Origin of the sequence: Flavobacterium sp. (genome assembly GCF_035195345.1) — a bacterium.
Lineage (GTDB): Bacteria > Bacteroidota > Bacteroidia > Flavobacteriales > Flavobacteriaceae > Flavobacterium.
In genome coordinates this window covers 2,238,304-2,263,829 of record NZ_CP136574.1, presented here as the reverse complement: position 1 = coordinate 2,263,829, position 25,526 = coordinate 2,238,304, and the positions used below count along the sequence as shown (strand labels likewise).

Below are 25,526 nucleotides of genomic sequence, written 5' to 3'. Positions count from 1 at the left end.
TACGAATTAAAATCTAAAGTGAGAGAATGCTTTATTAGCATCTGCCATTTTGTGAGTATCCATTCTTTTCTTAACAGCAGCACCTTCTTCTTTAGCCGCAGCTAAGATTTCAGAAGCTAATTTACCTGCCATTGATTTTTCGTTTCTTCTTCTTGCATAAAGAATCATCCATTTGATAGCATAAGAAATCTTTCTATCTGGACGAATTTGCATTGGAATTTGGAATGTAGCTCCACCCACTCTACGTGAACGAACTTCTACGTGAGGCATAACATTTGTTAATGCATCTTTCCATACTTCTAAAGCAGATTTTTCTGCATCTTGCTTTTTAGTTTCAACGATTTCTAATGCATCATAGAAAACTTTAAAAGCTGTTGATTTTTTACCATCCCACATTAAGTTGTTCACGAAACGTGTTACTAACTGATCGTTAAATTTTGGATCTGGTAAAAGTGGTCTTTTTTTGGCCGCTCTTTTTCTCATGTCTTTTCTTTAAAAGATTTTAAATTACTTTTTCTTTCCAGTTGGTGCAGGTGCTTGTCCTGGTTTTGGACGTTTTGCTCCATACTTAGATCTACGTTGTGTTCTTCCTGCAACACCCGCAGTGTCTAATGCTCCACGTACGATGTGGTAACGTACACCTGGTAAATCTTTTACTCTTCCACCTCTAACTAATACTATCGAGTGCTCTTGCAGATTGTGACCTTCTCCAGGAATGTATGCATTCACCTCGTTACCGTTTGTTAAACGAACCCTAGCTACCTTTCTCATTGCTGAGTTTGGTTTTTTAGGAGTTGTTGTGTAAACACGAGTACACACACCTCTTCTTTGAGGACAAGAATCTAAAGCAGCCGATTTACTCTTCTTAGTTATTTGGGTTCTCCCTGTTCTTACTAATTGTTGAATTGTTGGCATAATTAAATACTAAAAATTTTTACTGTTTAAAATTCCCGCTTTTTACGGGGTTGCAAATGTAGGAATTATTTTTTACTTTCCAAATCATAATTTATTAATTTTCAATATGATTGTGTTTTGGTAGTGTTTTGATTTGTATTGAGTTACAAAAAAGAAAGACAAATTCAAGCTAGCCCCGATGGGAGCAAACTACCATGTAGTGCGGACAGCGGGAACATGGTAACCAAAAATCCCCAAGTCATTCGCTACTGCAAATAAAATTTATTTTACTTTTTTTCGTTTCTTTACTGCTATGAAATTCCTTTTTGGCCTTATCCTGTGTTTTTGCTTCCAATTTTCATTGGGGCAAAACTTCTATTTAAAAATTGCCGGAACATCTGAAAAAGAAAACAATACCATTGACAGCTTACAATACGAATCTAAACACGCTACAGTTGCGCTAATTTTAGAAGAACAAAAACGTTTTGAAAGCAAATTAACAAATCAAGGTTTTTTTGATTGGTTGTTATTAGAACAAAAAAAGGTGAACGATAGCAGTTTTGTTTTTAAATACAGTTTAGGGAATTCAATAAAAAACAATAATATATATATAGGTAAACTTTCTGCCGAAGAAAAATTGCTATTACAATTAGAAAATGACACTTTAATTATTGCCACAAATGAAGTAGAGAATTTCATGAAAAGCAAAATTGCTTTGTTGGAAAAGAAAGGTTATTCTTTAGCGAATTTACAATTAGTGAGTCAACGAAAAATAGAAAACAGTTTGATATCCGATTTACAACTGAAATTAAACTCGAAAAGAAATATTACTGATATTGTTATTGTTGGTTACGATAAATTCCCAACAGGAATAAAAAAGGCAATTACCAAAAAAGCAAAAAAAGCAACTTTCAATCAAGAGAATTTAAAACAGATTAATGATGCTTTTGAAAAATTACAATTTGTTAACCAACTAAAATATCCTGAAATCTTATTCACCCAAGATTCTACCAAAATTTTCGTTTACGTTGAAAAATCAAAACCCAATAAATTTGATGGTTTTATAGGATTTTCAAACGATGACCAAAGCAAATTAACTTTTAATGGTTATTTGGATTTGCAATTGCAGAACATTTTGAATTCGGGAGAAAAATTCAATCTATATTGGAAAAACGATGGCAACAGACAAACTTCGTTTAACATTGGAACCGAATTACCTTATATTTTTAAAACACCTATCGGAATTAAAGCCAATTTGAGAATTTTTAAACAAGATTCTACTTTTCAGAATACGGTTACCGATTTGAATTTGGGTTATTATTTCTCATACAATACAAAAGCTTTTGTTGGATATCAAAAAACAAATTCCGTGGATATCCAAAATACAAATTCGTTTAGTTTGAATGATTTCACGAATACCTTCTTAACCTCGAGCTTTGAACATCTTGAATTAAATCCTGATAGTTTTATTTTTCCTGAAAAGGCAAAAGTTTTTGTGAAATTTGGGACAGGAAATAGAACGATTGCATCTCAAAAAATGAGTCAGTTTTTTACCCAGTTGGATTTGAGTTACAATGTGAGTCTGAGCACAAAAAACAGCATTTTTGTTCGAAATCAGACTTTTTATTTACAGAGTAATGATTATGTGATTAATGAGTTGTTTCGATTTGGAGGTATCAATTCGATACGAGGCTTTAATGAAAACAGCTTACAAGCCAATGCTTACACCGGAATTATCGCAGAATATCGTTATTTAGTTGCTTCTAATTTATACATACATTCCATCACCGATTTTGGCTATTTCCAAGACAAAACTTCTAATACAGAAGACCGATTATTAGGTTTGGGATTCGGATTTGGATTATTCACAAAAAATGGATTATTAAATTTGGTTTATGCCAACGGAAGCACAAGCGAGCAAGCGATAAAACTTTCTAATTCGATTGTTCACATTAGTTTTAAAACGAATTTTTAAGATTAAGCCACGGATTAAACGATTTTCACGGATTACTTTTCCATTGGGATATTTTAAAAAATCCATCTAATCCTTTAATCCGTGGCAAAACAAAACTATTGAAAATCAAAATCTATAATAAATCAAACTAAAATCCTATCTTTGCGCCATGGAAAAAGACAACCAAATATTCGGGATTAGAGCAATAATTGAAGCAATTAACGCTAAAAAGGAAATTGATAAAGTATTCGTTCAAAAAGATGCACAAGGCGACTTGATGCAAGATTTGATGAAAACAATGAAAAGAAACAACATCAACTTTTCATACGTTCCTGTTGAAAAACTAAACCGATTAACTCCAAATAACCACCAAGGTGCCGTGGCAACCATTGCTCCTATTTCTTTTGTTTTATTAGAAACTTTAGTGGAAGGCGTTATTGAAACTGGTAAAAAACCTTTATTCCTAATTTTAGATCAATTATCTGATGCGCGTAATTTTGGTGCTATCATCAGAACAGCAGAATGCACAGGTGTTGACGGAATTATTATCCAAAAACAAGGTTCGGCTCCTGTAAATGGAGATACAGTTAAAACTTCCGCTGGTGCAGTTTTTAATGTACCTATTTGTAAAGTAGATCATATCAAAGACGCCATTTTCTATTTACAAGGTTCTGGAATTAAAACCGTTGCGGCAACTGAAAAAACAGAGCAACACATTTATGACATCAACTTCAACGAAGGCGTAGCAATTATTATGGGTAGCGAAGACCGAGGAGTAAATCCTTCAGTGTTAAAAATTGTAGATGAAAAAGCAAAATTACCAATGTTTGGCACGATTGAATCATTAAATGTTTCGGTAGCTTGTGGTGCTTTTTTGTATGAAGCTTTGAGACAGAGACTTAATTAGTCAATTTTCAATGTGACAATGTGCCAATAGCTTTTGAGTAAATTAATTTTAATTGGCTAATTGACATATTGCCGAATTGACTTATTTTTTCCCTCCTAAAAACTCATACACCACTTTCATAGAAGAATTGAAGTATTCTCTAATGACTTCTTCTGGTTTTGGTGGTGGATTAAAATTTCCTTTTTCATCGAAGTTTTTCATAAATGGGTCGAGTTCTGGGTTGAAATCGGGTTTTTCCCATTCGTAGAAAATAGGTTTTGAAAATTGGGGCGTTTTTAGAACTAAAGCTAAAGCCAATCCAACAATAAATCCCGCTAAATGTCCTTCCCACGAAATACCTTCTTTTACATTTGGAAACATATACCAAACGCTTCCACCGTATAAAATTACAATGGTAAATGATAAAGCTACCAATCGATAATATTTGGTAAAAATACCTTTGAAGAAAATAAAACTTACTAAAGCATAGATTAATCCGCTGGCGCCAATGTGGTAACTTGGTCTTCCTAACAGCCAAGTTCCTAATCCTGAAAATATAATTCCGAACAGCAAAACAACAAACGATTGTTCTTTGTAAAAATATCTCAAAATAGGCAACAAGACCAATAAGGCAAACGAATTGTTCGCCAAATGCTCAATATCACCATGCAAAAAAGGACTGAATAGAATTCCTTTTAATCCATACACTTCTCTTGGATAAATTCCAAAATGCGATAAATTGTCTTGAAATTGCAATTCGTACCAAAAAACTGACCATAAAGTCATCACAAAAAACAACGGTAAAAAAATGACCGCTTTTGTAAACTGAAAAGGATTATCGTGCTGTTTTTTCATATTGATTTGAATTCAAAGATAAAGCCAAAAATATTTCTATGCACATTTGTCATAAAATTGTAATTTTACGTCATGAATCGACCATTAGCCGAACGCATTCGCCCACAACAATTATCGGATTACATCAGCCAATTGCATTTAGTTGGGCCTGAGGGTTCGTTGACGCAACAAATTGCCAAAGGATTAATTCCAAGTTTGATTTTATGGGGACCTCCAGGAACTGGAAAAACTACCTTGGCACAAATTATGGCGCAAGAAAGTAAACGTCCGTTTTACCAACTGAGCGCGATACATTCGGGTGTTAAAGACATTCGTGAAGTAATTGAAAAAGCGAAGCAAAGTAGTGGTTTGTTTACCGCAAAAAATCCGATTTTATTCATTGATGAGATTCATCGTTTTAGTAAATCTCAACAAGATTCATTGTTGACAGCGGTCGAAAAAGGTTGGGTAACTTTGATTGGTGCCACAACTGAAAATCCGAGTTTTGAGGTCATACCCGCTTTATTGTCAAGATGTCAGGTTTACGTATTGAATGCGTTTACCAAAGACGATTTGGAAGCCTTGTTACATCGTGCTATGAAAACTGATGTTCAGCTACAAAATAAAAACATCCAATTAAAAGAAACAGAAGCATTGTTAAGACTTTCAGGTGGCGATGGACGTAAATTATTGAATATTTTCGAATTGGTAATTAATGCTACAGAAAGTGATACCATTGAAATTACGAATGAAAAAGTAATGCAATTGGTACAAAAGAACACAGTGTTGTATGACAAAACAGGTGAACAACATTATGATATTGTTTCGGCTTTTATCAAATCAATTCGAGGAAGCGACCCAAATGGCACTGTTTATTGGTTGACTCGAATGATTGAAGGTGGCGAAGATGTAAAATTCATTGCTCGAAGAATGCTAATTTTAGCCAGTGAAGATATAGGAAATGCCAACCCAACAGCTTTTATCATGGCAAATAATGCTTTTCAAGCGGTGGCAACTATTGGTTATCCAGAAAGTCGTATTATTTTGAGTCAATGTGCGATTTATTTAGCAACTTCGGCAAAAAGTAATGCTAGTTATATGGCTATTGGCAAAGCGCAACAAATGGTAAAACAAACTGGCGATTTACCGGTTCCTATTCATTTACGAAATGCACCCACCAAATTAATGAAAGAGTTAGGTTATGGAGAAGAATACAAATACTCGCACGATTTCCCTAACAACTTTGCCGAACAAGAATTTTTACCAACTGAAATTTCTGAAACTAAATTCTTTGAACCAGGCGAAAATGCTCGTGAGAAAGAATTACGTCAGTTTTTAAAGAATCGTTGGAAGGATAAGTATGGATATTGATTCAGTGTTCAGTATTCAAAATTAAAACTTAACCTCCACTTTTTCAGAAAGTAATTTATCTCCTTCATAATATTCAAAAAACCAGCTGTTACTTTTCTTTATTAAAACACCGGTTAGTAATCCTTTCTTTGCTATAAAAACTGAATCAACTGAAGTTTTATGAATAACAAAAATAGTTTCAGGAATTCCATTTACTAATTTATATCCTAATGAGGTAGGAATGGCAAAAAGTTGATTTTCATTTACAACATTTGCTGTGTTAATTTTTTCTTCAGAAGCAACAACGGAAACTTCTTTTGTTGTAGGAATTACAGTAGCCTTAAAATTTAAAAGACCACGCATACTAATTAATGCTTCTCTGAAAGATTCTTTATACGCCTTTTCATATTCTTTGCTTCTAGATTCGCCTTGTTTACTTGCCAATACTAATTTGTTTTGACAATCTTTTATTTCAAAAATAATTTTGGTATATAACATATTGCTCTTTTCTAAAACATTTAAGTATAAACCAGAACATCTATTTGCAGCTAATTCAGACGGAAATTCTTCGGTATCGTAAATAACGGTAAAACCTTCATTTTCAAAGAATGACTTAGTTATTGCATTTAAATTATATTTGTTTTCTTCTTTAAAAAAATCAAACTTTTTAGGTACAATAACATATTTATAATTATCCTGAGCAAAGGAAAAGGAGTAAATAAACAAAACCAACAATAAAACAATTTTCTTCATAACTATAATATATTTTTTAATTCTAATAAATGATTCACTTGTAAAACAGGCTTTTCAACAGTAATGTTATGTTCGTTAAAAAAAACTGCTTCAATTCCTGCTTCAATGGCTCCAACTACATCAGCCTCATAACTATCGCCTATCATAATACTTTCCTCTCTAGAAGCATTTGCCAAAGATAAAGCAAAATCAAATATATCTCGATGTGGTTTTTTTACACCTGCAATTTCAGAATTTGTAATTGTTTCAAAATAATGTCCAATATTGGAATTTTCAAGTTTCCTAGTTTGAACAGAAGCAAAACCGTTAGTTATAATATGTAATTTATATTTAGGCTTAAGATACTCTAACAGTTCAATGACCCCATCAAATAAATGATTAAACTCGGGTAAATATTTTATATATTCATCGGATAGTAGATCAATTAATGCATCAGAAACCTCCAATTGCAATGCATCGAAAACGTCTTTTAAACGATAATAGCGCAAATCCTCATGTGAAATTTGATTTACTTGATATAATTTCCAATAATGCTGATTGCGGGGAATATATATACTTAGAAAATCAGTTAAATTGATATTCAAACCTTGCTGTTTAAAAATCGTATCAAACGCAAAAGCAGAATTTTTATCGAAATCCCAAAGCGTGTGGTCTAAATCGAAAAAGAGATGTTTTTTATGATGGAATGATTGCAATGCTAACCTATTTGAATGATTAAAAAAAGCCCAAACGAATGGGCTTCTAACTTATTTACTTTGAGAAATAATTTCGGCGTTTTCGATGTGGTAAATCCAATCTTCCACATCGGTTTCGTTGTATCTAAAAGTTCCTTTTAAAGTTACATACGTATCTGTTTTTAACTTTGGAAAAGCACCCCCTTTAAACTTAATTCCCGCAATTGTTTCTGGTCCTGATTTTCCACAGAAGAAACAAGCAGCAAAAACATTTTTACTCAACGCATAATTTTTGTTATCAATTGGCACAATGAATCCGCTCATAAAAACGGTTTTCTTTTGCATCATTTTTAACTTCATATTCACTTGTGGAAATTCTACTTCACCATACGTTGCGTGTTTTTTTCGAACGTATTTGATATCCCCTAACATTTTCCATGTCAAGGTATCTGCTATTGTAATATTACTTTTTGATTTTACTTCTGAAATCGAACTATTACTAAAGCTCATCAACGAAATAAAAACTAAAAGAGCTAGACTTAATTTAATATAATTACGCATTTGCTAATGTTTTTGAAATATTTAGGTTGTATGCTTTCACGGCTGGAATTAACGCTGCAATAAAGCCCACAAATATAGTTAGTAAAAATAAAGTTCCTTCTTTTTTCCATAGAAATTCATATGGATTGAAACTCATTTTAAAATCTTCTTCAGCTGAGTTAGAAAGCATACTTAATGCTACTCTACCCAAAATCGTACCAAAAACAAATCCCACTACACACAAAAGCAAACTTTCAATCATCACTACTTTTAAAAGTTGTAATCTTTTGGCTCCGTTGACACGCATTAAGGCAAATTCGTTTTGGCGTTCTTTTAAGGTATTGTACAAGGCAATAAAAATCGAAATTCCTGAAATCAACATAATGCCATAAGCCAAATATTGCAAAGCTGAAATTCCAATCCCGAATAAAGAAAACAAACGATTGACTTCGATTGCAGGTGAAGAAACTTGCATTTTAGTATTTTGTGCGATGATTCTTGGCCAAGTTACAATTCCCATTTTATTACGGAATTTTAGCAAAACAGCTGTTATTTCCATGCCAGGTTCATCTAAAGTCATATCAGCTTCTTCTTGATGTTCTTCTCCCTCTACATGAACATGACCTTCTTCGCCATGTGCTGGGTTTTCGGTTTCTTCATGTCCACCGTGCATTTGCCAAACACTTGGAATCGTACATAAAATCAAATTATCAACTACTTTTCCAGTTGGTTTTGCAATTCCGACAACTTTATATGCGTAATGGTCGTGCAATTCACCTTCAGCCGCATCGCCATGCGAACCGAAAAACTCATCCCCAATTTTTAAACTTAATTTTTGAGCGATATCACTTCCGAGTACCACCTCAAAATTCTTTTCAAATAGTTTTCCTTCTGCAATTTTTGCTCCATATTTTTCTAAATAATCTGGAGTTGTACCCAAGATTTTATAACCTCGATAGTTATCCCCAAAAGCTAACGGAATCGCTTTTTGAACAAAAGGATGATGCATCCAAACTTTTGCCGAATCGTAGCTAATATTTCCAGTTGGTGAATCTACTTGGTAAACTGATGATAAAATCAATTGCAACGGACTTCCTTGCGCACCCATTACCAAATCTACTCCATCAATATTACTTGAAAATTTTTCTTCAAATTGCTTTTCAACCAAAATTAAAGTCGTTATGATTGCAACACTTGAGGTTAACAAAATAACACTCAAAATAGTATTTAATGGTTTAAACCATATATTTTTCCATGCTAATTTTGTAATCATATTAAAGTGATTTTATTGATGAATTTTTCTTTAATTCGGCTGTCGTGCGTCACAATTAATAAAGCAGCTTTGTATTCTTTGGATAAAGAAGTCAGCAATTCAATTACTTTTTCTGCATTTTTATCATCTAAACTCGATGTTGGCTCATCAGCTAAAAGTACTTTAGGCTCGTTCATTAAAGCACGAGCAATGGAAACGCGTTGTTGTTGTCCTATACTCAATTGCGCTGGTAATTTAGCGGCTTGATTTTCAATACCTAATTGTTCTAATAATTTCTTAGCGCGTTTGGTATGTTTTTTACCTGTTGCTAACCAACTTGCCATTTCTAAATTTTCCAAAACAGTTAATGCTGCAATAAAATGGGATTTTTGAAAAACTACACCAATATGCTTACCTCGAAATTTATCGGTTGCTTTTTCTGAAAGTGCTACGATATCGGTTTTATCAATTTCGATTTCGCCTTTAGCAGGTTTTAACAATCCTGCTAAAATATGCAAATAGGTAGTCTTACCTTTACCCGAATCGCCAGTAATTAACAAGGTACTTCCTGCTTGGCAATACAGATCTGGAAAGATAAATTCTTGCTCTTTACTGTAAGAAAATCGTATGTTTTTTGTACTTATCATTTGTGTTATAGCATAAATTTAGTGTTGCAAGATAACAAAATAGCTTAAAAAATTTCTTAAATATTTTTTAACAAAAAAACCTTGCAAACAATTAATTTCACAAGGTTTATTTGCTTTAATTTTAACTATTATTCATCGCCATGTGTACACAATCCTACAATGGTATGAAAAGTATCATGTAAACCATTTAAAGCTTTTGTGATTTTGTCGTCAGAAGCTTTTGATTTTACTAATTTATCTAATGCTTTACTATCTTTTGCTAATTTATTGACAGCCGCCACAATTTCTTTTTTATTGAACTCAGCTGGAATTTTTGCCATTTTTAAAGCATTTGCTTTTTCAGCCATTTCAGCGCTTCTTTCTTTAATTGGCTGTAAGTTTCCTTCTTCACTTGGGTGAAACGTTTGTGACATTACTTTGTGAAACGTTTTAATTTCTGGCCATGCAGCAAAAGTATCTGGTTTTGGCATTGCTGCTTTGTATCTTTTACTTACTTCTGTCCAGTTTACTACATTCCATAAAGCAGCTAAATAATCAGCTCTTTTGTTTTGGTATTTTAAATAATACGCGTGTTCCCAAACATCGATTCCAAAGATTGGCGTACCTTTTACTTCAACAACATCCATTAACGGATTATCTTGATTTGGTGTTGAACTTACTACAAGTTTTCCTTCTTTCGTAACAACTAACCATGCCCAACCCGAACCAAAACGACTCGCTCCTGCAGCGTTTAATTTTTCTTTTAAAACATCTAAACTTCCAAAAGTCTCATTAATAGCTTTTTCTAAATCAGCCGACATTTTAGTGTTTTTTTCAGGTGTCAAAACCGACCAAAACAATTCGTGGTTGTAATGTCCGCCTGCGTTGTTACGAACAGCAGGAGTCATTGTAGAAACTTTTGCAAAAATTTCGTTTAAACTTAATTTTTCATCAGCTGTTCCTGCTAATGCTGTATTTAGATTTTTTACATAAGCAGCATGATGCTTGCTGTAGTGAATTTCCATTGTTTGTGCATCTACAAATGGCTCCAAAGCATTATAAGCATAAGGTAAAGCCTTTTGTGTAAACTGAGCCGATGCTGTTAGAGTTACTAAAAGTGTGGCAACTAAAAGTTTTATATTCTTCATGATATTTTAATTTTTGATAAAAATACGGCTTATCAATTAGATAAAAAATTAAGAATTCTTAAAATTTACATAATTGTTGGTTTAAACACAGAGAGTACAAAGAAAAATTTATTGAAAAACCATGTAACTATGTGTTAATTTATTTTTTAAACACATAGACACATAAGTTAAAGATTGTGTATAAAAGTCGTTTCACTCTGACATTAGAAAATCATAGAATCAAGTTTGCTATGTGACTATGTGTTTGATTGTTTTTTTAAACACATAGACACATAAGTTTATGTTTGCGTGCAAAAGTCGTTTCACTATAACAATAGATAAACATAGCTTTATTGTAAATTTCTGTAGATTTCATTTACAAATGTTTTTTGCCCTTCTTTGAAAATATTTTTACAGTTAAAATTTATCAAAATTCCTTTTGGAGCATTGAGTAAATTCATATAAGTTAGAATTTGAGAATCAAAAACTTTATGCATTTCTAGAGTAGATTTCAGTTCTACAACAATAAGATTTTCAATATACAAATCGCATCTTAAACTAGCTTCCAATTGATTACCTTTATAAATAATTGGTACTTTTTTCTCTGTGTGAAAATTTATTTTCCTCAATCGTAACTCTTCTTTCATACATTCATGATAAACCGATTCTAACAAACCCGCTCCCAAATTTTTATGCACTTCAATTGCCGCTCCAATTATCTGAAACGACAAATCATCAATTCCTTTTTTTGTCATAATAAAAAAACTATGTGACTATGTGTTTGGAAAAAATCAAAAAATCCCTTCATCCTGAAAACTCAAATAACCATTTTCGGTGATGATAAGATGATCTAATACTTGAATTTCTAATGTTTGTCCAGCTTCTTTGACTCTTTTGGTGATTTTTAAATCGGCTTCACTGGCGATTAATTTTCCTGATGGGTGATTGTGGGAAAGAATTAAACCGGTAGCATTTTGTTCGAATGCTATTTTGAAGATAATACGAATATCAACAATGGTTCCAGTGATGCCACCTTTTGAGAGTTGGGCTTTGTAGATGACTTTATTGGAGTTATTGAGATATAATACCCAAAATTCTTCGTGAGGCAATTCGCCAATAATGGGTTGCATGATATCGAAAACCGCTTTACTGGAAGTGATTTTTTTGAGTTCAATGGCGTCTTCGGCCCTGCGTCTTCTTCCTAATTCTAAAGCTGCGGCAATGGAAATAGCTTTGGCTTCTCCTATTCCTTTGAATTGCATGAGCTGGGAAACCGACATTTTTCCTAACGTATTCAGATTGTTTTCGGATGTAGCTAAAATGCGTTGGCACAATTGTACCGCACTCTCATTACGAGAACCGGAACCAATTAAAATAGCAAGTAATTCAGAATCGGATAAGGTAGATTTACCTTTTAGAAGAAATTTTTCACGTGGGCGATCATCTTCAGCCCATTGGTTGATTGGCGTGTACATAAAAATTTATTTTGGCGTTTATGAGAACAAAAATAATTGAAAAAAATGGAATGGCAAAATTATTGATGGGTGAAGGAAGACGGATGATAGATGATGGGTGAAGGAAGTTGGAGGTCGGAGGATTTTTTTCAATTTTAGAAGGATTGATACTAAATTCAGTTGAAAATACGTTTTATAAAAAATTAGCACATGAAATTTACTGGAATCATTTTATTGTCTTTTTTATTTCTGAATTGTAAAAAAGAAACCTTTAAAACGGAAATAGCGCAACAGATTGAATCAAAAACAGAAATCGAAGCAATTGAAAACCCAACTGATTTTTATGAAAAATTATCCAATGCAGCGCTTTCGATAATTGATCCAGAAGTGGTTTACACGCCGGCTTATGTTGGGATAAAATATCCAAATGGTGATGTTCCTGCAAAAACGGGAGTTTGTACCGATGTGGTGATTCGTGCCTATCGAAAACTAGGAATTGATTTGCAAAAAGAAGTGCATGAAGACATGAAAGACAACTTTTCCTTGTATCCCAATTTAAAAAAATGGGGTCTAAAAACCACAGATAAAAATATCGACCATAGAAGAGTTCCGAATTTAGAAGTTTTCTTTGCTCGAAAAGGAAAAACTTTATCCATTACACAAAATCCAAAAGATTACAAAACTGGTGATTTAGTCACTTGGATGATTGGCGATAAATTGCCACACATTGGAATTGTAACACATATAAAATCAGAAAATGGAAACCCTATGATTGTACACAACGTAGGAAGCGGACAAGTTTTAGAAGATTGTTTGTTCAGTTGGAAAATTGTGGGGCATTATAAATACGGCAATTAGACAATTTTCAATGTACCAATTAAATCTCGAGTAAAATTGACACATTGACTAATTGGCATATTGGCTAATTGATTAATCCTTTCACCTCATCAAAATTCAATCCGCCGTAATTTCCTGAACTCATTAATAATAAAGCTGAATTTTCTAAATTTTGGCTGAATAAAAAATCTTTGAATTCGGTTGGGTTGGTGTAAATAATTAAATCTTCTCTTTGGAACGATTGGGCAATTTGGTCATACGTTACTTCTTCCAAACGTTTGATTTTTACGGCATCGGGCGAATAGAAAACTACGGCAACATCCGCTGCGTCTAATGCTCCTTGGTATTCTTTTAAGAACTCGGCATTTAAACTACTATAGGTGTGCAATTCTAAACAAGCGACTACTTTTCTATCTGGATATTGTGCTTTTACCGCTTTTGTCGTGGCAGAAACTTTACTTGGTGAATGTGCAAAATCTTTATACGCGACTTTAGTAGCACTTTCGGCAATTTTTTCTAATCGTTTGGAAGCGCCTTTGAAACTAGCGATGGCTTCGTAAAATTCGGCTTCGTCAACGCCCATGCATTGGCAAATCCATTTGGCACCTGCTAAATTGCTTAGGTTGTGTGCTCCGAAAACTTCAATTGGCATTGGTCCTTCTGGCGTATCTAATAAAGTTGTTCCGTTTTCAACGGTGTAACTTGGGGTTTGATAAGCTATTTTTCGGATTTGATTTTCCGTTTCTTCGGCTACTGCTTTTACGGCTTCGTCTTCTTCGTTGTAAACTAAAATACCGCCACGCGTGATTTGATTAGCGAAAATTCTAAACTGTTCCACGTAATTATCAAACGTAGGAAACACATTGATATGATCCCAAGCAATTCCTGATAACAAGGCAATATTGGGTTGGTACAAATGAAATTTTGGTCGCAAATCGATCGGAGAAGTCAAATATTCATCGCCTTCTAATACGATAAAATCATTATCTTCAGTTAAATGTACCATCGTATCGAAACCTTCTAACTGTGCTCCTACCATATAATCCACTTCGATATTGTGATAATGCATCACATGTAAAATCATCGAAGTAATCGTCGTTTTTCCATGTGAACCACCAATAACTACTCGGGTTTTATTTTTCGATTGTTCGTATAAAAATTCAGGATACGAATAAATCTTCAAGCCTAATTCTTGTGCTTTCAACAATTCTGGATTATCCGCTTTGGCGTGCATTCCTAAAATAATCGCTTCAATATCGGTTGTGATTTTTTCGGGAAACCAACCTTCTTCTTTTGGTAACAATCCTTTTTTCTCCAAACGCGATTTTGAAGGTTCAAAAATAGCGTCATCGCTACCCGTTACATGATATCCTTTGTTGTGTAAGGCTAATGCTAAATTGTGCATGGCTGCTCCGCCAATGGCTATGAAATGTGTTCTCATCTTTATAGTTTATGAGTTGAAAAGTTCATGAGTTTAAGAGTTTAGGCACATTGCCTATTAGACTATTAAACCTATAACCTTTTAACCTATTTTTCAAATTGTTCTTTTAACTTATTTGCTTTCGCTTTATCTTTCAGTTTGTTCAAATATAAGTCATATAATTTTTCGAAAGTGGTTTTTGAATTCCCAATTTCGTGCGCTTTTTTATAATGGTTTTCCGCTTTTGCATAACGTTTAAAATACACATCGATATATCCTTTTGCTAAAAACCCATCGACTTTTGAAAGCAGCATTAACTCATCAGCATATTTTTGTGCTTTTTTTTCGCTTCCACCTATCATAGCGGGTAATTCAATGTATAACATAACTAATGCCCAACGGGTTTCAATATGTTTTGAATCTAATTTAGCTGCTGTAAGAAACGACTCTTCAACTTCATCTATCATTCCTAAAGCTTTGAATTTATTGGATTCTTTAGCTTTCATTCCTAATGCGCCACCATATTTGTACCAATAATTGGCAATTTTTGGATAAGTAACTTTTAGTTTTCTATAATTTGTAATCGCGGCATCCCAATCTTTTTGATGACCCGCAATATCACCAAGATATTCAATGGCTCTTGCATGGTTCGGTTGCGCTTTTAAATGTTCGGAAAATAGTTTTTCGGATTCGGTATATTTTTTTTGCGCATACAATTTCTCAGCCTTTTCAAACGTTGATTGTGAAAAGACTGAAAACGAAATCAATAGAAAAAAGATTTGAATAATTTTCATTTTTCAAAAATAGTGAAATGATTTTAGTTAATTTTACTTACAAATAATTTATTTTAATTACGTCCCAACCTTTTTATATTTTTTACACTCTTTATATAAAAACCAACTATTATGCGCAAAATATTATTATTAATCTTATTAGTTAATTCGTTCAATTTATATAGTCAGTATGATGATAAGTGGAAAGAAATTTATAGATATGAATTGGACGGAAAAGTTAAATCTGCTCAAGAAAAAGTTCAAGAAATTTACAAAAAAGCAAAGCGAAAAAATGATGAAACGCAAATAATCAAATGTTTTTTCTATTTATCAAAATTTGAACAAGTTTTTGATGAAAAAGCTCAGTCTACAATTATAAATAATCTTCAGAAAGAAATTAATGAAGCCAAACCTGTTTCAAAAGCTGTATTACAATATGTTTACATAATCATTATAGATGAATATTACCAAAGAAATAATTACAACATTAACAAAAGAACCAATTTAGAAAATCAAAAAAACAAAGATTTTTTGACGTGGACAGAAGCTGATTTTAATGCTCAAATAGAAAAAAACTATGATAATCTCTTGTCAAATGAGAACGAATTAAGAAATACAAGTATTGAAAAAATTAAAGAAATTTTTGATATTTCATCAAGTGTAGATATAAAAAACTTTAGCGTTTATGATTTTCTAGCTCAAAAAAAAGGCGACCATCTTAAGTCTACAATTACTTCCTGGAAACAAAAAAAATCAATTGATTTTAAATCAGAGATTGAAATTTTTTATGAAAATCCTGATTCTTTTGTAAAATACAATATAAAAAAATTAGAGGATGATAACTTAAAAAAATTAATAACCCTTTTACAAAACAATGAAAAATATTATCTGAATCAGAAGAATTATGAAAAATTAGATTTCGCATATTATGAAAGACTAAAATTCATAAAAGAAACCTTCTGGGATGAAGAATTTTATCTAAAAAAAGCTACTTCTTTAGAAAAAAGGACTACCAATCTATTTTTAAAACAACTTTTAAGAGTAGATAGAGCTTGGCATTATTATAATAAAACACATAAAAAAGGCGAATTCAATTCGTATACTAGTACATTAAAACTCGTAGATACTATTTTAAATACAAAAGTTAACGTAAATGCATTAGCAGAAGCTGAAAAAATAAAAATTGAAATCAACAATAAACATTTAGAAATTACATTACCTAAAACAAGCTATCCTAAACAAAATAATAGGGCTTTTGTAAATTTTAAAAATATTGATTCACTTACTATTTCTTATTATGAATTACCACAAAAACTAAATTATCTTTTTAAGAATAATTACTATTATAACAATACTGAAAAACTTAATAAAGATTCAATAATCAATGCATTTTTATTGAAAAACAAAGTGTTTAAAACACAAAAAGTAGTACTGCCAAACAAACGTGATTATTTTGAATATTCTACCGAAGTTTTATTAGAAAAATTAGATGTTGGCAATTATTTAATTTATATCGAAACACCAAACGATACCATTTCTAACAAAAAAGTATTTGCTTTTGATATTCTTCAAGTTACTAATCTGTATGTAATTGAAGATAACGAAGAAAACAAAGATGGCTTTTACATTTATGATAGGAAGCTAGGAAAACCATTAGAAGATGTAAAAATTGCTAGTGAGGAGGAAAACATAAAAACGAATGCTAATGGAAATGCCTATTTTAAACATAAATGGAGAATAAAGGACAAAAAATATAGCAATGATATTTTAATCACTTCTAAAAATGATTCCTTATCTATAAATTACAATAGAAACTTTTTATCTACAAATGAAATTAATAATAAATCGGTAGATGATTATGAAAATTGGGAAGCAAAAGCAATGATATACTTTGACCGTGCTATATACAGACCCGGACAAAAAATGTTTTATAAAGGTGTTATCATCCAGAAAAAAGACGCTGTTAAAAATGTGGTGCCATTTGTTACTGTTCATGTTACAATTTCTGACGTTAACAATACCAAATTAAAAGAATATGATGTTCAAACAAATGAATTTGGAAGTTTTTCTGGCGAATTTGACATTCCAAAAAACACCTTAACGGGAGAATTCAGCATAGAAATTGAAGAACCTGACAACTATGAACAAGATTCAAAATACTATAATAAAAAAGAAGAGGAACATGAATTTTGGGACAACGTTGATTTTGAAAGTTACACCGAATTTAAGTTCAAAGTAGAAGAATACAAACGCCCAACATTTGAAGTTAACTTTGATGAAATTAAAGAAAATTACACAATTGGCGACACCATTACTATTAAAGGAAATGCAAAAGCACTAGCTGGAAATAATCTTACCAATGCAAAAATCGCTTATACGGTTTCGAAAAACTGTTACAGTAAAACAAAAAGCATTCCTTATCAACAAAACTTTATTAATTCTGAAGGTACTACAGATGAAAATGGAAATTTTGCGATACAATTTATGGCAACTGAACCAACAATTGCAAATGAAGAAATTGAAACATTAAATTTCTCAATCAATGTTACAGTAACAGATATACAAGGAGAAACTAGAACTGCCTCTCAAAGTATTGCTGTAGGTAAAGAAATGTTGAAACTTAACTTAAAAGTCAATTGGGAATTAATTTCAGAAGACAATAACAAACTAAATATAAGTGCAACTACATTAAATAACTACCCTATTGATACAAAAGGTAAAATAAAGATTTATGAACTTAAAAAGAAAAGTTTCTTAAAAAAACGACAAAATGATATTCCTGAAATACAAACGCTTACAAAAAATGAATTTCAGAATTTATTTCCTCATGAACCATTTGATGAAACTGATGAAGAAGTTCAAGAAGTTCTTGTAAAAACCATTTCTTTTGACACGAAAATAACCAAAGAAATAACATTAGACTTTTTAAAAAACTATAGAAATTCTAAATTTAAAATCGTTGCTGAAGCTTATGATTTAAAAAACAATTTAATTACAAACCAAAGAGAAATTAGTGTTAAATCAAAACAATTTCCTTATTCCGAAAAAGAACTTTTTACGTTTAAAGATATTTCTGAATCAAAATCTAAAGATTACACTATTGAAATACAATCCATTATTCCTGATTTATATATAACTTCTCGTTTTTATGTTGACGAAAACATGACGAATGATGTTAAAACGATTCAAATGATAAATGGTAAAGCTGTTTTTAAATACAATAAAGACTTAAAATTTACAGATAATATAACTTTCCATTTTTCTACTATATGGGAAAATGAAGGTTATGAAAAATTGCATCAAATTAAAAATAACACAACCGAAAATAAATTACAAATTGAAATTGAGAGTTTACGAAACAAAATAGAACCTGGAAGCACAGAAAATTGGTCTTTTAAAATTACTAATCCAAAACTTCAGGCTGAAATTTTAGCCAGCATGTATGATAGTTCTTTAGATCAATTTGCCAAAAGCTATTGGGATGATTTTATTTTTCAAGTGAATAATTCGTATCCGAATACTCCACAAATAGTAAGCTACCAGCAAAATAGCTATTTAAACTTAAACAAATTTAGCACACAAAGAAATCATTATGCGATTTTCAAAAGAAATCCCGAACTATATTGGTTTGGATTTGATTTTAATGACCCTAAAAACAATTATACTCTTAAAAATTATCAGAGAAGAATAAGTAATGTAAATGAAATTCCTAAAAACTCTAAATTTATAACTGGAATCATTTCAGATGAACTTGGCCCTATTGCAGGAGCAAATGTATACATCAAAGGAACCAACAGAGGCACTACAACCGATTTTGATGGCGAGTTTTCTATTGAGGCAGCTAACGGAGAAATTATTGTAGTTAGTTATACTGGTAAAAAACCAGAGGAAATATCGGTAGAGCAAGCAAAAAATTTAGAAATAAATTTAAAAGACGATTCTCATAATTTACAAGAAGTAGCTGTCGTAGGTTATGGAATAACAAAAAAAGAAGCATTCACGGGAACAGCTACAAGTGTTTATATGAACATGGAAGAATCTTATGATGGCTATTTATCAAAAGCTCTTAGAGGAGAAGTTGCTGGTATCTATGTTAATGGTGGCTCAGGTGCACCTGGTAGTAATGATACTATTCGTATTCGCGGTTTTGGTTCTATAAACGGAAACAAAAATCCACTTTATGTTGTTGATGGCGCTCCTTACAATCTAGATGTTAGTAATATAAATCCTTCAGACATTGAAAATATTACTGTATTAAAAGATGCAGCTGCAACTTCAATCTATGGTTCTAGAGGTGCAAATGGCGTTATTTTAATCACAACTAAAAACGGTTTAAAAGAATTAACCCAAGTTAAAACTAGGAGTAACTTCAACGAAACTGCTTTCTTTTATCCTCACATAAAAACGGATAGTAACGGAAAATTTTCTTTCCAATTTACCACTCCTGAATCCTTAACTAAATGGAAATTACGCTTATTTGGTCACAATAAAAATTTAGAATCTGGCTATTTTGAATCGAGCATTATTTCGCAAAAAGATGTTATGATTCAAACCAATATGCCTCGTTTTGTTCGTGAAAAAGATGAGATTACGTTAACAGCTAAAGTGGTTAATTTAACTCAGGAAATAAAATCAGGAAATGCCATGTTATTGCTATTTGATGCAACCACTATGCAATCTATTGATGCAATTGCTAATAATAGTTCTAATGTAAAAGCTTTTAATTGTAAATCAAAAGAAAGTGTTCATGTTTCTTGGACAGTTACAATACCAGAAGGAGTTCAAGGATTACAATATAAAATAGTAGCTAAATCAGGTAATTTCTCAGACGGAGAGGAAAACATATTACCCGTAATGAGCAATAAAGTCTTACTTACAGAAAGTATTCCGATTTGGGTTAAAGGCAATTCAAAAAAAGAATATGTTTTTGATAACCTTACAAACAATGATTCTAAAACTTTAAAAAACCATTTATTTACTTTAGAATATACTTCAAACCCAACATGGCTTGCTCTTCAATCATTACCTTATTTGATGGAATATCAACACGAATGCGCAGAGCAAACTTTTTCAAGGTATTATGGAAACTTTATAGCAACTGAAATTATTTCAAGTAATCCAAAAATAGCTTCTTTGTTTGAATCTTGGAAAACTAATCCAAAAGCAGTGTCAAAACTTACTCAAAACGAAGAATTAAAGTCTATTGTTTTAAATGAAACTCCATGGCTATTAGATGCCGAAAATGAAGAACTAAAAAACAAACGTTTAGCGCTACTGATGGATTTAAACACCATGAAAGAATCGCAAGACAAAACCATCAAAAAAATAGAAGAAAAACAATTAGCTTCTGGTGGATTTGCATGGTTCGATGGCGGAGATGAAAATATTTTTATCACCCAACATATTATTTCTGGATTTGGACATTTAAGTAAAATGTTCCCTGAAAAAAAATCGGAATTTAAAAATATAGCTTCAAAAGCAATTCCTTATTTAGATAGTAAATATATAAGTCAAAGTACACTTAAAAATGAACGTATTAATTATTACGCATATTCCAACTTACATTATTTATATGCTAGAAGTTTTTATATAGAAGAATTTCCAATTTCTAAAAAAATAGATTCTATTATTGACGTTCAAAAAGTGGAGTTTAAAGCCAATTGGATAAACTATACTTTATACCAAAAAGGTTTGTTAGCTTTAACGATGAATCGATTTGGTGATAAAAAATTCGCAGAGAAAATCATTACAAATTTAAAAGAAACTGTTGCTAGAAATGATGATTTTGGTATGTACTGGATTGAAAACAAGAATGGGTATTATTGGTACCAATCGGCAATAGAAACTCAAGCTTTATTGATAGAAGCCTTTTCCGAAATAGAAAAAGACAAAAAGTTTGTAGATGAAATGAAGGTTTGGTTATTAAAGCAAAAACAATTAAAACATTGGCCAACTACAAAAGCTACAACTGAAGCCATTTATGCCTTATTATTACAAGGAACTGACTGGACAAGCATTAAAGACAATACCAAATTTAAAATGGGTAACGAAAAAGTATTGACAAAAAAACTATCAGAAAAAGATAAAGATGCAAGTACAGGTTATATTAAAATGAATTGGAAACCTGAAGAAATTTCGAAAGAAATGGGGCAGATATCGATTGAAAACAAATCGAATGTTGCTGGTTTTGGTGGATTATATTGGCAATATTTTGAAGATTTAGAAGCGATAAAATCGGATAGTACCTCAACGCTTTCAATTACAAAAAATCTTTATAAAAAAACCAAAACTACAGAAGGAGACAAATTGGTTAACCTAAATTCTGAAAATGTAAAAATTGGGGATTTAATTACCATTCGACTCATAATTAAAACGGATAATGATTTAGAATTCGTTCATTTAAAAGATTTAAGAGCATCTTGTTTTGAACCTGTTGATGTAATTTCGAAGTATGAATGGAAAGATGGCATTAGTTTTTACAGAAGTACGAAAGATGTAGCCACCCATTTCTTCTTTGATAAAATTAAAACAGGAACCTATGTTTTGGAATATGATGTTAGAGTAAATAATTCAGGAGTATTTAATGACGGAATTGCAACTATACAAAGCATGTATACGCCAGAATTTTCAAGTCACTCCATAAATACAAAACTCAATATTCAAAAGTAAACCATAAAAAAACGTCCCGAATAATCGGGACGTTTTAATTTTATTGTATTTGAAAATTACTTCACAATTGTCATTTCGTCTACAATATGTTTAGCTCCTGAGAAATTCTCAATAACCCATAACACATAACGAATATCAACGTTGATTGTTCTTTGTAATTTTTTGTCAAAGATTACGTCACCTGCCATCGCTTCGATGTTTCCGTCGAATGCTAAACCAATTAACTCTCCTTTTCCATTTAATACTGGAGAACCTGAATTTCCACCTGTAATATCATTATCAGTTAAGAAACAAACGTGTAAAGAACCGTCTTTATCTGCATAACGACCATATTCTTTTTTAGCGCTCATATCTAATACTTTAGTAGGTAAATCAAATTCTAAATCACCTTTTTTGTATTTTTTAACCTGACCTGCTAATGTAGTGTAGTTATTAATAGTTGCATCATTACGTTTGTCTGCAGGTAAAGAACGAACTTTTCCATAAGTTAAACGCAACGTTGAATTTGCATCTGGATATTTGATTTCACCAATTTTAGATTCTCTTAATCCTTCTACTAATAAACGGAAAGACGCTCCAAAATCGTTTTGTGCTTTCATTAACTCTTCACTTCTTTTTCCAAAATGAGTTGTTAAATCATTAGATAAAGCATATAAAGGATCATTAACTAATAAAGCTTCTGTTGGTAAATCTAAAAATGCTTTTACTTTTTCTTTTGAAGTAAAAATACTTAAATCGAAAGCAGCATTTACATATTTAGTGAAATCTCCGTTGTTCTCTTTAGCTAATTTTTCAACCATTGGAGCTAAAGTATAACCTGCCTTTTTGCTATATAAACTTAATTGTGCAGCTAAAATATCTTTCTCCGCAGGAATGTGTAATTCTTTGTACATTTCATCTACCATTTCTAAAATAGCTGGAGCCATTTCAGCACGTTTAGCAGCGTCAGCTTTAACGTAAGCATCGAATTGTCTTCCTAAACCTCTACTAACAGTTCCAAAAGCAGAAGTTCTGAATAATTGTTGTAAATAATTATCATGACGCGATTTTTCATTCGTCATAGCATAATATTTATTGATTGTAGGAACTACATTACCATATTTAGCTTTGTTAGCTGGTTGGTTTGCCCATTTGTGGAATTTAGCTTCTTGAGCTGCTTTCGTTTTAGCTGTACCAAATTTTGATAACGCATCAATCATTCCTTGACGGTTTTTCCAGTAGTTAGCTACTCCTGCAAATTTAGAAGCATATACAAGGTTTAAAGCATCTGATTGAACCATGTATTTTTTCATGTTGTCCATTCCTGTTTTTGAACCTTCAACCCAAGCTGGGTAAGCAAATTTTACGTTTTGCTCAATTCCACCTGCTGGCATCCAACGGTTAGTTCTACCTGGATAACCTAAAATCATAGCGAAATCATTTTCTTTAACACCACCCAAATTAACTGGTAAATGGTGTTTTGGTTTTAATGGAACATTGCTTGTAGCATATTCAGCTGGATTTCCATTCGCATCAGCATATACTCTAAACATAGAGAAATCTGCTGTATGACGTGGCCATTCCCAGTTGTCTGTATCACCACCAAATTTTCCTAAACTTTCTGGTGGAGTTCCTACTAAACGAACATCTTTATAATCTTGGTAAACAAAATAGTAATATTCGTTTCCTTGAAAAAACGGACGAACAGAAACTGTATATTTTCCGCCTTCGTTGTTTTCTTTTTCAATTTTAGCGATTTCAGCATTGATAGCTTTTTCTCTATCCGCTTCGCTCATACTTGGATTAACTACAGACAAAATTCTTTTTGTACAATCGTCCATACGAACAAAGAAACGTACAAATAAGCTAGAAGGTTTTAATTCATCTGCTTTGGTTTTAGCCCAATAACCATCTTTTAAATAGTTTTTTTCTGCAGAAGATAATTCAGCAATAGCATCATATCCACAGTGGTGATTGGTTAAAACTAATCCGTCTTTTGAAATCATTTCAGCAGTACATCCACCGTTAAATTGCACGATAGCATCTTTTAAACTGTGGTTGTTAATACTGTAAATTTCTTCGGCTGTTAATTGCAAGCCCATTTTTTGCATGTCGCGGTGATTTAAACGCTCAATGAACATTAAAAACCACATTCCTTCATCTGCTTTTACCGAAGCTGGTACAAGCATAATAGCAGAAACGACAAATAATAATAATTTTTTCATAATAAATATGTGTTCTTTTGATTTGTGGGGCGAATATACTCAAAAATAAGATTTTGATAAAATTATCCTATGAAAATCAGGCTCATTTGAATCAATTTTAACTTTTTATTACGATAACCGCATTAAAAACAAAAAAGCACCTTCAAATAGAAGATGCTCTTGTTTCGTTATTATAGGATAAATTATTTTTCTTCTACATTTAACATTTGCCACAATTTGTCTTTCAACTCTTGTAAACCTTGTTGTGCCACTGAAGAAATAAATAAATAAGGTGTTCCTTTAAATTCTTTGTCCAATTGTTTCTTTAATTCTGCTTTTAATTCGTCGTCTAACATATCACATTTTGAAATCACAATCAAACGATCTTTGTCTAACATTTCTGGGTTATAACGACGTAATTCATCTAACAGAATTTCGTATTCTTTCTTAATATCATCTGCATCAGCTGGAACCAAAAACAACAACGTTGAATTACGCTCAATATGACGCAAGAAATAATGTCCTAATCCTTTTCCTTCTGCTGCACCTTCAATAATTCCTGGAATATCAGCCATTACAAACGATTGAAAATCTCTGTAAGCTACAATTCCTAAATTTGGCTTTAAAGTGGTAAATGGATAATCCGCAATTTTGGGTTTAGCCGAAGTTAACACAGAAAGTAATGTTGATTTTCCTGCATTTGGAAAACCTACCAAACCTACGTCTGCTAATACTTTTAATTCTAAAGTAACGTCTACTTCTTTTACTGGCATTCCTGGCTGTGCATAACGAGGTGTTTGATTGGTTGAACTTCTGAAATTCCAGTTTCCTAAACCACCTTTTCCTCCTTCTGCGATAATTTTAACCTCATCATGCGCTGTAATTTCGAACAAAACATCTCCTGTTTCTTGGTCTTTTACAACGGTTCCTAATGGCACTTCAATGTATTTATCTTCACCATCATGACCCGTACTTCTTGAACTTCCTCCATCACCTCCGTGACCTGCACGCATGTGTTTCAAAAATTTCAAATGAAATAAAGTCCAAAGGTTTTTATTTCCTTTTATATATACGTGTCCTCCACGACCACCATCTCCACCATCAGGTCCACCTTTTTCAATAAACTTTTCTCTGTGTAAATGCGACGACCCTTTCCCCCCCTTTCCGGAAGAAACATATATTTTTACGTAGTCTACAAAATTTCCCTCTGTCATTTTTTCTTAGTGTTCAGTCATCAGTGTTTAGTGATTTTTTAACCTTCAAAAACCTCTTTTCTGATAACAATTTGTTATTATCAATG

At 32.0% G+C, this 25,526-nt stretch carries 19 protein-coding genes and 1 pseudogene; 5 read left to right on the top strand and 15 right to left on the bottom strand.

Annotated features, from left to right (window positions below; all coding sequences use genetic code 11):
• Positions 1–6: 6 nt before the first annotated feature.
• Together rpsG and rpsL are read right to left on the bottom strand one after the other, a co-directional pair.
• Complete coding sequence (gene rpsG / locus RSE15_RS10645) at positions 7–483, bottom strand: 30S ribosomal protein S7 (RefSeq protein ID WP_264548182.1); 477 nt, start codon at positions 481–483, stop codon at positions 7–9.
• Positions 484–507: 24 nt separating this feature from the next.
• Complete coding sequence (gene rpsL, locus RSE15_RS10640; RefSeq protein ID WP_026725646.1) at positions 508–915, bottom strand: 30S ribosomal protein S12; 408 nt, start codon at positions 913–915, stop codon at positions 508–510.
• A gap of 340 nt (positions 916–1,255) precedes the next feature.
• Here rpsL and RSE15_RS10635 point away from each other — a divergent pair, with 340 nt between their 5' ends.
• Both RSE15_RS10635 and rlmB read left to right on the top strand, forming a co-directional pair.
• A complete protein-coding gene (locus RSE15_RS10635; protein ID WP_324068388.1) occupies positions 1,256–2,869 on the top strand; it encodes a BamA/TamA family outer membrane protein in 1,614 nt (537 codons plus the stop codon).
• Between the two features lie 148 nt (positions 2,870–3,017).
• Entirely contained in the window at positions 3,018–3,755 is a 738-nt protein-coding gene (rlmB, locus tag RSE15_RS10630) for a 23S rRNA (guanosine(2251)-2'-O)-methyltransferase RlmB (RefSeq protein WP_324068386.1), read from the top strand.
• Positions 3,756–3,836: 81 nt separating this feature from the next.
• Here rlmB and RSE15_RS10625 read toward each other — a convergent pair whose 3' ends face one another.
• Positions 3,837–4,589: a rhomboid family intramembrane serine protease gene (locus tag RSE15_RS10625; RefSeq protein ID WP_324068384.1), complete on the bottom strand. Its 753-nt coding sequence runs from the start codon at positions 4,587–4,589 to the stop codon at positions 3,837–3,839.
• Between the two features lie 72 nt (positions 4,590–4,661).
• On the opposite strand from RSE15_RS10625, the gene RSE15_RS10620 reads away from it, so the two are divergent.
• The gene (locus RSE15_RS10620) at positions 4,662–5,939 is read left to right on the top strand and encodes a replication-associated recombination protein A (RefSeq protein WP_324068382.1); all 1,278 of its coding nucleotides are present in this window, start codon (positions 4,662–4,664) and stop codon (positions 5,937–5,939) included.
• Positions 5,940–5,960: 21 nt separating this feature from the next.
• Here RSE15_RS10620 and RSE15_RS10615 read toward each other — a convergent pair whose 3' ends face one another.
• From RSE15_RS10615 to radC, 8 genes and pseudogenes are all read right to left on the bottom strand, one after another.
• On the bottom strand, positions 5,961–6,671 hold the full coding sequence (locus RSE15_RS10615) for a hypothetical protein (protein ID WP_324068380.1): 711 nt from the start codon (positions 6,669–6,671) through the stop codon (positions 5,961–5,963).
• A 2-nt stretch (positions 6,672–6,673) separates the two neighbouring features.
• The gene (locus RSE15_RS10610; RefSeq protein ID WP_324068378.1) at positions 6,674–7,366 is read right to left on the bottom strand and encodes a YjjG family noncanonical pyrimidine nucleotidase; all 693 of its coding nucleotides are present in this window, start codon (positions 7,364–7,366) and stop codon (positions 6,674–6,676) included.
• Between the two features lie 51 nt (positions 7,367–7,417).
• Positions 7,418–7,906 carry a hypothetical protein gene (locus RSE15_RS10605; RefSeq protein ID WP_324068376.1) on the bottom strand — a complete coding sequence of 163 codons (489 nt, stop codon included), beginning with the start codon at positions 7,904–7,906 and terminating at the stop codon, positions 7,418–7,420.
• The gene (locus RSE15_RS10600) at positions 7,899–9,158 is read right to left on the bottom strand and encodes an ABC transporter permease (RefSeq protein WP_324068374.1); all 1,260 of its coding nucleotides are present in this window, start codon (positions 9,156–9,158) and stop codon (positions 7,899–7,901) included. The genes RSE15_RS10605 and RSE15_RS10600 overlap by 8 nt, the downstream gene beginning before the upstream one ends.
• Positions 9,155–9,784, bottom strand: a complete 630-nt coding sequence (locus tag RSE15_RS10595) for an ABC transporter ATP-binding protein (protein WP_324068371.1) — start codon at positions 9,782–9,784, stop codon at positions 9,155–9,157. Before RSE15_RS10595 ends, RSE15_RS10600 begins: the two co-directional genes overlap by 4 nt.
• A gap of 467 nt (positions 9,785–10,251) precedes the next feature.
• Positions 10,252–10,911, bottom strand: a pseudogene (locus tag RSE15_RS10590) (superoxide dismutase); the annotation flags it as partial.
• A 329-nt stretch (positions 10,912–11,240) separates the two neighbouring features.
• Positions 11,241–11,645, bottom strand: coding sequence for a GxxExxY protein (locus RSE15_RS10585; RefSeq protein ID WP_324068369.1), 405 nt, complete (start codon positions 11,643–11,645; stop codon positions 11,241–11,243).
• Between the two features lie 36 nt (positions 11,646–11,681).
• Positions 11,682–12,365, bottom strand: a complete 684-nt coding sequence (gene radC, locus RSE15_RS10580) for a RadC family protein (RefSeq protein WP_324068367.1) — start codon at positions 12,363–12,365, stop codon at positions 11,682–11,684.
• A gap of 189 nt (positions 12,366–12,554) precedes the next feature.
• Between radC and RSE15_RS10575 the strand changes: the two genes are divergently transcribed.
• Complete coding sequence (locus RSE15_RS10575) at positions 12,555–13,202, top strand: DUF1287 domain-containing protein (RefSeq protein WP_324068365.1); 648 nt, start codon at positions 12,555–12,557, stop codon at positions 13,200–13,202.
• A 64-nt stretch (positions 13,203–13,266) separates the two neighbouring features.
• Here the strand turns inward: RSE15_RS10575 and RSE15_RS10570 are convergent, their stop codons facing one another.
• Positions 13,267–14,622, bottom strand: coding sequence for a UDP-N-acetylmuramate--L-alanine ligase (locus RSE15_RS10570; protein WP_324068363.1), 1,356 nt, complete (start codon positions 14,620–14,622; stop codon positions 13,267–13,269).
• An 86-nt stretch (positions 14,623–14,708) separates the two neighbouring features.
• Positions 14,709–15,395 carry a tetratricopeptide repeat protein gene (locus RSE15_RS10565; protein ID WP_324068360.1) on the bottom strand — a complete coding sequence of 229 codons (687 nt, stop codon included), beginning with the start codon at positions 15,393–15,395 and terminating at the stop codon, positions 14,709–14,711.
• Positions 15,396–15,506: 111 nt separating this feature from the next.
• On the opposite strand from RSE15_RS10565, the gene RSE15_RS10560 reads away from it, so the two are divergent.
• Positions 15,507–22,043, top strand: coding sequence for an alpha-2-macroglobulin family protein (locus tag RSE15_RS10560; protein WP_324068359.1), 6,537 nt, complete (start codon positions 15,507–15,509; stop codon positions 22,041–22,043).
• Between the two features lie 56 nt (positions 22,044–22,099).
• Here RSE15_RS10560 and RSE15_RS10555 read toward each other — a convergent pair whose 3' ends face one another.
• Positions 22,100–24,247: a S46 family peptidase gene (locus RSE15_RS10555; RefSeq protein ID WP_324068357.1), complete on the bottom strand. Its 2,148-nt coding sequence runs from the start codon at positions 24,245–24,247 to the stop codon at positions 22,100–22,102.
• Between the two features lie 182 nt (positions 24,248–24,429).
• Positions 24,430–25,440 carry a GTPase ObgE gene (gene obgE, locus RSE15_RS10550; RefSeq protein ID WP_324068355.1) on the bottom strand — a complete coding sequence of 337 codons (1,011 nt, stop codon included), beginning with the start codon at positions 25,438–25,440 and terminating at the stop codon, positions 24,430–24,432.
• Positions 25,441–25,526 lie beyond the last annotated feature (86 nt).

Coding starts and splice junctions, on each gene's coding strand:
- rpsG (WP_264548182.1), bottom strand. CDS start 483: ATGAGAAAAAGAGCGGCCAAAAAAAGACCACTTTTACCAGATCCAAAA.
- rpsL (WP_026725646.1), bottom strand. CDS start 915: ATGCCAACAATTCAACAATTAGTAAGAACAGGGAGAACCCAAATAACT.
- rlmB (WP_324068386.1), top strand. CDS start 3,018: ATGGAAAAAGACAACCAAATATTCGGGATTAGAGCAATAATTGAAGCA.
- RSE15_RS10625 (WP_324068384.1), bottom strand. CDS start 4,589: ATGAAAAAACAGCACGATAATCCTTTTCAGTTTACAAAAGCGGTCATT.
- RSE15_RS10620 (WP_324068382.1), top strand. CDS start 4,662: ATGAATCGACCATTAGCCGAACGCATTCGCCCACAACAATTATCGGAT.
- RSE15_RS10615 (WP_324068380.1), bottom strand. CDS start 6,671: ATGAAGAAAATTGTTTTATTGTTGGTTTTGTTTATTTACTCCTTTTCC.
- RSE15_RS10605 (WP_324068376.1), bottom strand. CDS start 7,906: ATGCGTAATTATATTAAATTAAGTCTAGCTCTTTTAGTTTTTATTTCG.
- RSE15_RS10600 (WP_324068374.1), bottom strand. CDS start 9,158: ATGATTACAAAATTAGCATGGAAAAATATATGGTTTAAACCATTAAAT.
- RSE15_RS10595 (WP_324068371.1), bottom strand. CDS start 9,784: ATGATAAGTACAAAAAACATACGATTTTCTTACAGTAAAGAGCAAGAA.
- RSE15_RS10585 (WP_324068369.1), bottom strand. CDS start 11,645: ATGACAAAAAAAGGAATTGATGATTTGTCGTTTCAGATAATTGGAGCG.
- radC (WP_324068367.1), bottom strand. CDS start 12,365: ATGTACACGCCAATCAACCAATGGGCTGAAGATGATCGCCCACGTGAA.
- RSE15_RS10575 (WP_324068365.1), top strand. CDS start 12,555: ATGAAATTTACTGGAATCATTTTATTGTCTTTTTTATTTCTGAATTGT.
- RSE15_RS10570 (WP_324068363.1), bottom strand. CDS start 14,622: ATGAGAACACATTTCATAGCCATTGGCGGAGCAGCCATGCACAATTTA.
- RSE15_RS10565 (WP_324068360.1), bottom strand. CDS start 15,395: ATGAAAATTATTCAAATCTTTTTTCTATTGATTTCGTTTTCAGTCTTT.
- RSE15_RS10560 (WP_324068359.1), top strand. CDS start 15,507: ATGCGCAAAATATTATTATTAATCTTATTAGTTAATTCGTTCAATTTA.
- RSE15_RS10555 (WP_324068357.1), bottom strand. CDS start 24,247: ATGAAAAAATTATTATTATTTGTCGTTTCTGCTATTATGCTTGTACCA.
- obgE (WP_324068355.1), bottom strand. CDS start 25,440: ATGACAGAGGGAAATTTTGTAGACTACGTAAAAATATATGTTTCTTCC.